At 70.1% G+C, this 8,752-nt stretch carries 9 protein-coding genes; 5 read left to right on the top strand and 4 right to left on the bottom strand.

Going from position 1 to position 8,752, the window contains the following annotated elements:
* On the top strand, positions 1-636 hold a 636-nt coding region (locus Q1K57_RS07145), incomplete at its 5' end, for an ATP-binding protein (protein ID WP_300080386.1).
* Positions 626-1,792 (top strand): DNA-processing protein DprA, encoded by a 1,167-nt coding sequence (gene dprA, locus Q1K57_RS07150; RefSeq protein ID WP_300080388.1) that lies wholly within the window; start codon positions 626-628, stop codon positions 1,790-1,792. The genes Q1K57_RS07145 and dprA, both read left to right, overlap by 11 nt.
* Before the next feature lie 46 nt (positions 1,793-1,838).
* Here the strand turns inward: dprA and Q1K57_RS07155 are convergent, their stop codons facing one another.
* On the bottom strand, positions 1,839-2,213 hold the full coding sequence (locus Q1K57_RS07155) for a DUF2255 family protein (RefSeq protein WP_300080390.1): 375 nt from the start codon (positions 2,211-2,213) through the stop codon (positions 1,839-1,841).
* A 14-nt stretch (positions 2,214-2,227) separates the two neighbouring features.
* Complete coding sequence (locus tag Q1K57_RS07160) at positions 2,228-3,439, bottom strand: MFS transporter (protein WP_300080392.1); 1,212 nt, start codon at positions 3,437-3,439, stop codon at positions 2,228-2,230.
* A gap of 124 nt (positions 3,440-3,563) precedes the next feature.
* Here Q1K57_RS07160 and Q1K57_RS07165 point away from each other — a divergent pair, with 124 nt between their 5' ends.
* Positions 3,564-4,514 carry an NADP-dependent oxidoreductase gene (locus Q1K57_RS07165; protein WP_300080394.1) on the top strand — a complete coding sequence of 317 codons (951 nt, stop codon included), beginning with the start codon at positions 3,564-3,566 and terminating at the stop codon, positions 4,512-4,514.
* Positions 4,515-4,540: 26 nt separating this feature from the next.
* Here the strand turns inward: Q1K57_RS07165 and Q1K57_RS07170 are convergent, their stop codons facing one another.
* Positions 4,541-5,374 carry a helix-turn-helix transcriptional regulator gene (locus tag Q1K57_RS07170; RefSeq protein WP_300080396.1) on the bottom strand — a complete coding sequence of 278 codons (834 nt, stop codon included), beginning with the start codon at positions 5,372-5,374 and terminating at the stop codon, positions 4,541-4,543.
* Positions 5,375-5,381: 7 nt separating this feature from the next.
* The gene (locus tag Q1K57_RS07175) at positions 5,382-6,230 is read right to left on the bottom strand and encodes a helix-turn-helix transcriptional regulator (protein ID WP_300080398.1); all 849 of its coding nucleotides are present in this window, start codon (positions 6,228-6,230) and stop codon (positions 5,382-5,384) included.
* 250 nt (positions 6,231-6,480) lie between these two features.
* Here Q1K57_RS07175 and Q1K57_RS07180 point away from each other — a divergent pair, with 250 nt between their 5' ends.
* Together Q1K57_RS07180 and Q1K57_RS07185 are read left to right on the top strand one after the other, a co-directional pair.
* Complete coding sequence (locus Q1K57_RS07180; RefSeq protein ID WP_300080400.1) at positions 6,481-8,445, top strand: beta-glucoside-specific PTS transporter subunit IIABC; 1,965 nt, start codon at positions 6,481-6,483, stop codon at positions 8,443-8,445.
* Between the two features lie 24 nt (positions 8,446-8,469).
* Positions 8,470-8,752, top strand: a 283-nt coding sequence (locus Q1K57_RS07185; RefSeq protein WP_300080402.1) for a family 1 glycosylhydrolase, incomplete at its 3' end; no start/stop codon positions are given.

Genomic DNA, 8,752 nt, shown 5'->3' on the forward strand with positions numbered 1-8,752 from the left:
TTCCTCGACGAGGCCCCCGAGTTCAGCCCCCGCGCGCTGGAGGCGTTGCGGACGCCGTTGGAGTCGGGGCAGGTGGTGCTCGCCCGTTCGCTCGCACAGACGACGTACCCGGCGCGGTTCCAGTTGGTCCTGGCCGCGAACCCGTGCCCGTGCGGCAACTACGGGCGCCGCGGGCTCCAGTGCCAGTGCCCGCCCCAGGCCGTTCGGCGGTACCGGGAGCGGTTGAGCGGGCCGATCCTCGATCGGGTCGACATCACCTGTCACTTGCGCCCCATGACGCGGGCCTACCTGCGGGCGGTGGGCGAAGGGGAGTCGACAGCGGTGGTCGGTGAGCGGGTGCGCGCGGCGCGCGACCGACAGCGGGTGCGGCTCGCCGCCGGAGGCTGGACGACGAACGCGGCTGTGCCCGGGCCCTATCTGCGGCGGGAGCTGCCGCTTCCCCGTGGCGTGGCGTTGCTGGACTCCGAGGTGGCGCGCGGGCGGCTCAGTGCCCGCGGCGTCGACAAGGTGCTGCGCATCGCATGGACGCTCGCCGACCTCGCGGGGCGCGACCGCCCCGCCAAGGAAGACCTGATGGCAGCCGTGGGCATGCGCCGCGGCGAAGACGACGGCGAAGGGGTGACCGGTGTTGCCTGATGAGGAACGTCTCGCGCGGATGGCGCTGACGTGCGTTGTGGAACCGGGCGATGCCCGGATCGCCCCGCTGGTGGAGGAGTTCGGTGCTGCCGACGTCTGGGCCGGCCTGCGCCGGCCCGGCCCGGTCGTCGAGTGGGCGCGACGTGCCGCAACCGTGGATCTCGACCGGGTGCGCGGGCGTGCGGAGGAGCTCGGCCTGCGGTTCCTGGTGCCGGGGGACGCGGACTGGCCGCAGCAGTTGTCGGTGCTGGGCACGTGCGAGCCGGTCGTTCAGGCGCGCGGCGTGCCGCTCGGGCTCTGGGTGCGGGGCGACGGGTCGCTGGCCGAGCTGTCGGAACGGTCGGTGTCGATCGTCGGATCCCGTGCGTCGACACCCTACGGCGACCGGGTGGCGGCCGACTGGGCAGCGGGCCTGGCGGCGTCCGGGCTGACGGTGGTGTCAGGAGCGGCCTACGGGATCGATGCGGCTGCCCACAGGGGAGCGCTGGCCGAAGGCGGACCGACGGTGGCCTTCGTCGCGGGAGGGCTCGACGTTCCCTACCCACGCAACCATGAGCCGTTGTTGGCGAGCATCGCACGGGCCGGCCTGGTGGTGTCGGAGCTGCCGCCAGGGGAGCATCCGACGCGGCTCCGGTTCTTGACACGCAACCGGTTGATCGCGGCGCTGTCGGGCGGAACCGTGATCGTCGAGGGTGCCCACCGGAGTGGGGCACGCAACACGGTGACGTGGGCCAGAGCGTGTGGACGGCCCGTCATGGCCGCACCGGGAGCGGTGACCAGTGCGATGTCGGCCACCCCGCACCGGTTGGTTCGTGACGGCGAGGCCGTACTGGTGACGAGCGTGGAGGAGATCCGTGAGGAGATCGGTTCTCTGGGTGAGTTCGCACCTGCCCGACCGGATCAGGGGCGTCTGCTCGACTTCCTCGACCCCGCGGTGCGGGCGGTCTACGAAGCGCTGCCCGGCCGGGGGTCTCGCGATCTCGGGGATCTGGCTGTGCGCGCCGGGGTGAGCGTCCCTCAGGCCGCGGCGGCGATGGCCGAACTGGCCGAACGAGGGCTTGCTGAGCCGGCCTCCGACGGCGGGTGGAGGATCGGGACCACGCAGAATCGACCTGAGCGACCCCGTCTGGAACGGCTGGCTGAGAAGCACTCGTGAGAGGGGTGGCGTCTTGCGTCCCCCCGCCCGGACGTGCGAAGGGCGGTCAGCGGGACACCAGTCGGACGGTGGCGGCGCGCGGTCCGCTCGAGATCATCGGCGGCACGTACTGGGCGGCCGGTCCCGAACCGTACTTCGCCCGGTACGCGGCGTCGATGGCGTCGTTCGGCGCCGCGTCGCCCTCCAGGGCGAAGGTGACGCCGAAGGTCTCGCCGTCGGCGTCCACCTCGCCGCGGTTCGCGTCGAGGGCGGCGTTGTACCAGCGGGATTCGGCGCCGAAGTAGGGACGGACGTACAGGGCGTCGCCGCAGCGGACGATCCAGACGGTCGTGCGCTTCGGGAAGCCGCCCCCGATCTCAACGGCGATGCGGCAGTCCTGGGCCTCGCCGATGTGGGCGAGCTGGTCCTCGGTCCAATCCATGGTGAATCCTTCCGTCAGAGATCCTCGGGGTCACGGGCGAACAGCAGGGCGACGATCGTGCCGGCAGCGGCAAGCACCCCGTAGCCGAAGGCGATCTGGACCGTCCCGACGACGTGGGACAACTGACCAGCGATGATGTTCGGCACCATCGCGCCCGAATAGCAGATGAGGAAGATCGCGGACATGACCGGCGCGCGGTCGGCGGCGTCCGTGCCGTGCAAGAGCGCACGCATGCTCGCGGAGACAGCGATGCCCTGGCCCGCGCTGGCAACCATCGTCGCCGGCACGAGGAGCCACACGTTCCCCAGCACGAGGCCGGCCAAGATGCCGACGACACCGCTCAGGTAGACGAGCATGCCCAAGCGTTGGGCGGCGGCCGGGGCGAAGCGTCCGCCCACCGGCGCACCCACCACACTCGGCGCCATGTAGGCGGCGAACAGCAGAGCGACGATGAGCGCGTTGTCGGTGCGCAGCTGTTCACGGGCGATCGTCGGCACGAACGACTGGTAGAAGGCACCCAGCGCCCACGTTGAGGCGAACACCATCGTCGCCACCGGCAACAGGGGACGGGCGTGCGCGGGCACGAAGACCCGGGGACGCAGCGACGCCCAGGCACCCGGCTGCCGTCTACCGGTCTCGGGAGCCATGAGGATGAGCGCCACGCAGACGGCGAGGAGGACGACCATCACCACGTAGACCACCGTGCGCGCCCCCACCACGTACTGCACCAAGGCGCCAGCGGCGAGCGAGCCGAGCGTCAAGCCCACCATGGACGCCTGCGAGGTGACGACCGACGCCAGCCAGTCGGGCCTCGCCGGGGCCGTGTCGACGATGTAGGTGGTGAGCGCACTCGACGCGAGCCCAGCGCCGACACCCATGAGGAAGCGCCCGGCGAGCAAGGGTGCCAGGCCCGTGACGCCGATCATGACGACCGACCCGGCCACCAGGAGCAGCAGCGTCGCCAAGGCGGTGGGGCGGCGTCCGAGATGGTTGGCGAGGCGTCCGAGGCAGAGCAGCGCGCCGATGGTGCCGAGGAAGTAGGCGACCACGCTCAGCGAGATGTCGGCCGTCGTGATGCCGTTCTCGGCTCGGTAGACGTTGAAGACCGGGATCGGGGAGGCCGAGGCCGCAAACACCGCCACGAGCGAGGCGGACGCCGCGGCGAACGCCCACGTGCGGCCGCGGCCCGCCGTCGTGGCGGGTGTCGAGGGGGTCGCGCTGGTCATCATTCTCCTGGTTCTCGTGCGTCGTCACCATCCTCCCCCGCGGGGGGCTGGAGGAGAAAGTGTGGCCCCGTAAGTGGTACCGACTGGGTGCCCTTCGAACACCGGCGGCGCGTAGGCTCGCTTCATGAAGGCCGTCGCATTCGACCGCTTCGGCGGGCCTGAGGTCCTGCACGTCATCGACCTGCCCGAACCCCACCCGGGGCCGGGCGAGGTGCGCATCGCGGTCCGGGCGGCGACCGTCAACCCCGTCGATGTCATGGCGCGCACCGGGCGGCTCGCGGCGCGATTCCCGTCCCCGCCGCCGTGGGTCGCCGGTATGGAGGTGGCCGGGGTCGTCGACGAGGTGGGGGCGGGGGTGGATCCCGCCGGCGTGCCTGCGGTGGGGGAGCCTGCGATCGCCTTCGTCGGGTCCAGGGGTGCGCACGGCGGCTACGCCGACCAGGTGGTCGTACCGGCGGCGTCCGTCACCGCGGCACCGCGCGGGCTGTCGATGCCCGAGGCGGCGTCCTTCCTCATGAACGCGCTGACCGCCCAGCACGCGCTCGACACGCTCGCTCTCTCCGAAGGAGCGACGCTGCTGGTGACCGGCGCGGCAGGCGCGCTCGGCGGCTACCTCACCCAGTTGGGCAGCCTGGCGGGGTTGCGCGTGATCGCGCTGGCCTCGGCCGCTGACGAGGACGCCGTTCGTGGATTCGGTGCTTCGGACTTCCTGGCGCGGGGCGCGGACGCGGTCGGCCGAGCACGAGCCCTGGTGCCCGAGGGCGTCGACGCCGTCGCGGACGCCGCCAGCCTGGGCTGGGCGATCCAGGACGCCATCCGCAACGGCGGCCAACTGGTCGTCTTCCGGGTGCTGGAGGGGGAGCCAGAACGGGGGATCACCGTGCACTCCCGGACCGTCCGTGAGCGGGGGACCGATCACGCGGCCATCACGCGCCTGCGGGAACTGGTGGAGGAGGGCAAGCTCGCCGTGCGGGTGGCCCGGGTGCTGCCCGCCAGGGACGCCGTCGAGGCCCACCGTCTTCTCGCGGCCGGTGGCCAGCGCGGGCGCATCGTCTTGTCCTTCCCCGTCGCCTAGGGCTACTCGGCCCGGGGAGCGGCAGGTCAGTCGCTCAGTGCGGCCAGCTTCGCCAGGCGTTCCTCGGTGAGTGAGCCGGGCTCGGCGGTGTAGGCGATGAGCCGTAGGCGCGGCTGCTCGGCGATGCGGAGGTTCTGGGAGTCCAGGTTGAGGCGTCCGACCTCGGGGTGGACGAGGCAGCGGGTGCCGACGGCCGCCGACTCCACCTCGTGGGTCTCCCACGCGTGGGCGAACTCGGGGCTGGCGGCGATGAGGTCGGCGATGAGGGCCTTGAGGCGGGCATCCCGGGGGTCACGGGCGTGGGCGGAGCGCAGGAAGTAGACACCTTGGTCGGCCCACTTCTGCCAGTTGACGAAGAACGCCCGGGCGCGGGGGTCGAGGAAGAGAAATCTGACGGTGTTGGGCCGGTCCTGCTCGAAGTGGAACGGGTAGAGGGCGCGGCCGATGGCGTTGCTGGCGATGATCTCGCAGCGTTCGTTCTGGACGTGGACCGGGATGGTGGTGAGCCCGTCGAGCACCCGCTGCAGGACGGGGCCGACGGCGTCCGCATCGGCGGAGCCACCCGAGGAGGCCACAGTTCCGGTGACCGGGATGAGCGCCGCGACGTAGGAGCGCTCTTCTGGGGTCAGGGCGAGCGCGGCGACGAGCCCGTCGAGCACGGCAGACGAGATGCCGGCCACCTTCCCGCGCTCGAGCTTGGTGTAGTAGGTCGTGCTGATGAGGGCGCGTTCGGCGACCTCTTCGCGGCGCAGCCCGGGCACGCGGCGCCGAATGCTGCCGAACAGGTGTCCGTCTTCGGGTAGCGGCGCTTGTGCTCGCTTGGCCCGGAGGAAATCGCCCAACTCCTTGCGTCGGTCCATGACGCCGCTAGCCTTGCCCACCGGACGGCGCCGGGGCGGCAGCGAGCGCGGCAAGGCGGCCTGCCGTGACGGAGCCGGGCTCGCCGGTGTAACAGATGAGGCGTAGGCGGGGGTGTCCGGCGGCGCGCAGGATCTGGAAGTCGAGGTCGAGTTGGCCCACGGTGGGGTGGGCGATGCGGCGGACACCCTCGATGGCGATCCGCACCCGATGGGTCTCCCAGTCCCGATCGAAATCTTCGGAGGCCGCGCGCATTTCGTCCACGAACGCCGCCAGGGAGGCGTCGCCGGGGTTGCGTGCCAACGCGGAACGCAGATAGGCGACGCCCTGGCTCGCCCACGTGTACCAGTCGACGTAGAAGGCGGGAGCGCGCGGATCGAGGTACAAGAACCGGATGACATTCGGGGTGGCCTGCCCGTCGAAGTGGAGCGGGTAGAGGGCCCGTCCGAGCGCGTTGGCGCGGACGAGGTCGCAGCGATCGTTCAGGAGGTGGGCCGGCACCCCCGCCAGGGAGTCCATCACGCGCGTTAGGGCAGGGGCGATTCGCTCGCCCCCGGAGGAGCCGCCCGAACTCCCGCCCTCGCCCGACACGGGGATGAGGGTGGTCACGTAGGCCCGCTCCTCCTCGGTGAGATGGAGCGCTCCGGCCAGCCCGTCAAGCACGGCGGCGGAGATGCCGCTGGCGCGACCCTGTTCCAGCTTGGTGTAGTAAACGGTGCTGATCAGCGCGGCGCTCGCCACTTCCTCGCGGCGCATCCCGGGGACGCGACGACGCGTTCCACCGAACGGCCGGCCCTGGACGGGGATCTGTGCACGTTTGGCGCGCAGGAACTCTCCCAATTCCTTGTGCCTGTCCACCCTGCGACCCTACGGCAACCATGCCCTGAGTGGTACAGGCTGTACCCGGCTGGGCCGTTGTGGGGGGTGCCGCAATCGCCCTAGCCTTGTGGGCAAGCGGTTATTCCAATCGCGGAGACCCAGGATGTCATCCACCACGCGGGTGGAGCAGGACCTGAGCTCGGGAAACCATCCCCTCGTGGACGGTGGCCCTGCTCGGGTCCTTTTTTCTTGCGTTCCCGGGCCTCCCTCGACAGAGAAAGGTGCCGATATGAGCACGGATTATGCGCCGCTCGCGGCTGAGGTGTTGAAATTGGTGGGAGGCCCGGACAACGTCCGTTCGTTGCACCACTGCCAGACCCGACTCCGTTTCGACCTCAAGGATCCCGGCAAGGTGGACCTCTCGGCGCTTCGGGCCGCCGACGGCGTGGCCACCGTCATGGAGGCGGGTAACAACCTTCAGGTGGTCATCGGCCTGCATGTGCAGGACGTGCATGATGAGGTCCAGGCGCTTCTGAAGAGCGCAGGCGTCACCCTGGGCGACAACGCAGATGAGGGTGCCGAGCACCACAAGCGGGGGCCGGTGGCCACCTTCATCGACTTCATGGCCGGTCTGTTCGTGCCCGTCATCCCCGCCTTCGCGGGAGCGGGCATGGTCCGCGCCGTGCTTGCCATTCTGGTCGCGTTCGGGTGGGTCGACCGGGCTTCCCAAACCTACGTGGTCCTGAACTTCTTCGCTGGCGCGGTCTTCTACTTCCTTCCCATCTTGCTGGCCTTCTCCGCGGCGGCACGCCTGAAGTGCAACCCGATCCTGGCTGCCGTCATCGGCGCCATCATGGTGCACCCCACGTGGGAAGCACTGGTCGAGGCGGGTGAGCCCGTCAACCTTTTCGGGGCGATCCCGCTCTACCTGACGGAGTACGGATCGTCCGTCGTGCCGATCCTGCTGGTCGTGTGGGTGCAGTCCTACGTGGAGCGCTTCCTCAACAAGATCATGCCGGCCGCCGTGAAGATCATCTTCGTGCCACTGCTCACCATCCTCGTCATGGGTACGCTCGCTCTCGCCCTCCTCGGTCCGGTCGGTGATGTCATCGGTACGGGGATCGGCATGTTCTTCAACTTCATGGCCACCACCGCCTCTTGGGCGCCGCCGCTGTTCCTTGGTGCCTTCTGGGCGCCCATGGTCGTCCTGGGCATCCACCACGCCATCGGCCCGCTCGGCATCGCTCAACTCGCCAGTGTTGGCTACGACAACCTCGTCGGCCCCGGCATCATGGTCGCCAACGTCTCGCAGGGTGTCGCCGGTCTCGTTGTCGCCTGGCGCACCAAGGACGCCAAGCTCAAGCAACTCGCGAACGCCAGCGGGATCACGGCCCTCATGGGAGTGACCGAGCCCGTTCTGTACGGCGTCAACGTGCCGAAGCGCTACCCGCTCGTCGCGGGCTGCATCGGCGCTGCCACCGGCGGCATCTACGCGGGCATTATGGCCACGCGTCGCTTCGCGGCGGGTGTCTCCGGCCTCCCCGCGCTCCCGATGTACATCGGAGAGGATTCGTTCCAACAGCTCTACAACATCCTCATCGCCCTGGCCATCTCGATGACCGTGACCGCGGTGCTCACCTACTTCCTCTCCCTCCGGTTCGAGCGCACCACCGTCTCCGACATTCCGACCGACGCCGAAGTGGTGGCGGGAACCGAGCCCGACGCCACCGCCGTCCTGGTCCCGGCTGCCGGCGCGGCCGCCGCAGCGGTCGCAGCCACCGGCGTCATGGCGAAGGTGCAGACCGATGTCACCTCGCCGGCGACGGGGCGACTCGTCCCCCTCGACCAGGTGCCCGATGCGGTGTTCGCCTCCGGGGCAATGGGGCCAGGGCTTGGCGTCGAGCCCACGAGTGGCACGATCGTTGCGCCGGTGAGCGGCAACGTCGTGGCATCCATGAACACCGGACACGCGTTCGGCATCCGGACCGCTGAGGGCGTGGAAGTCCTCGTCCACGTGGGCGTCGACACCGTCCAGATGAAGGGTGCAGGCTTCACGGGTGCCGTCACCAAGGGCACCCACGTCGAGGCCGGCCAGACGCTCGTGACCGCCGACCTGGACGCGATCGCGGAGGCCGGTCACCCAGCCACGGTGATCCTCGTGGTGACCAACGCCAAGAAGCTCGGCAAGATCGAGACCGTGACCGCGCACGACGACCTCGTGGCCGGCGAACCCGTCCTCACCGTCAACCACTGACCACCCCGAAGGGAACCACTGACCATGAAGTACGACAAGCCTTCCGCCTTCCCCACCGACTTCCTCTGGGGTGCCTCCACCTCGGCCTACCAGGTCGAGGGCGGGTGGGACGCCGACGGCAAGGGTCCGTCCGTCATCGACGCGAAGGATCACTTCCCCGAGGGGACCACCGACTACACGGTCGCCCCCGACCACAACACCCCCGTCACCGAGGACGTTGAGCTCGTCGCCGAACTGGGCCTGACGGCCTACCGGTTCTCGATCGCCTGGACGCGCAACCAGCCCACCGGGACGGGCGAGATCAACC

Origin of the sequence: Propioniciclava sp. (genome assembly GCF_029977985.1) — a bacterium.
Taxonomy (GTDB): Bacteria; Actinomycetota; Actinomycetes; order Propionibacteriales; family Propionibacteriaceae; genus Propioniciclava.

Coding starts and splice junctions, on each gene's coding strand:
- Q1K57_RS07180 (WP_300080400.1), top strand. CDS start 6,481: ATGAGCACGGATTATGCGCCGCTCGCGGCTGAGGTGTTGAAATTGGTG.
- Q1K57_RS07155 (WP_300080390.1), bottom strand. CDS start 2,213: ATGGATTGGACCGAGGACCAGCTCGCCCACATCGGCGAGGCCCAGGAC.
- Q1K57_RS07165 (WP_300080394.1), top strand. CDS start 3,564: ATGAAGGCCGTCGCATTCGACCGCTTCGGCGGGCCTGAGGTCCTGCAC.
- Q1K57_RS07160 (WP_300080392.1), bottom strand. CDS start 3,439: ATGACCAGCGCGACCCCCTCGACACCCGCCACGACGGCGGGCCGCGGC.
- Q1K57_RS07170 (WP_300080396.1), bottom strand. CDS start 5,374: ATGGACCGACGCAAGGAGTTGGGCGATTTCCTCCGGGCCAAGCGAGCA.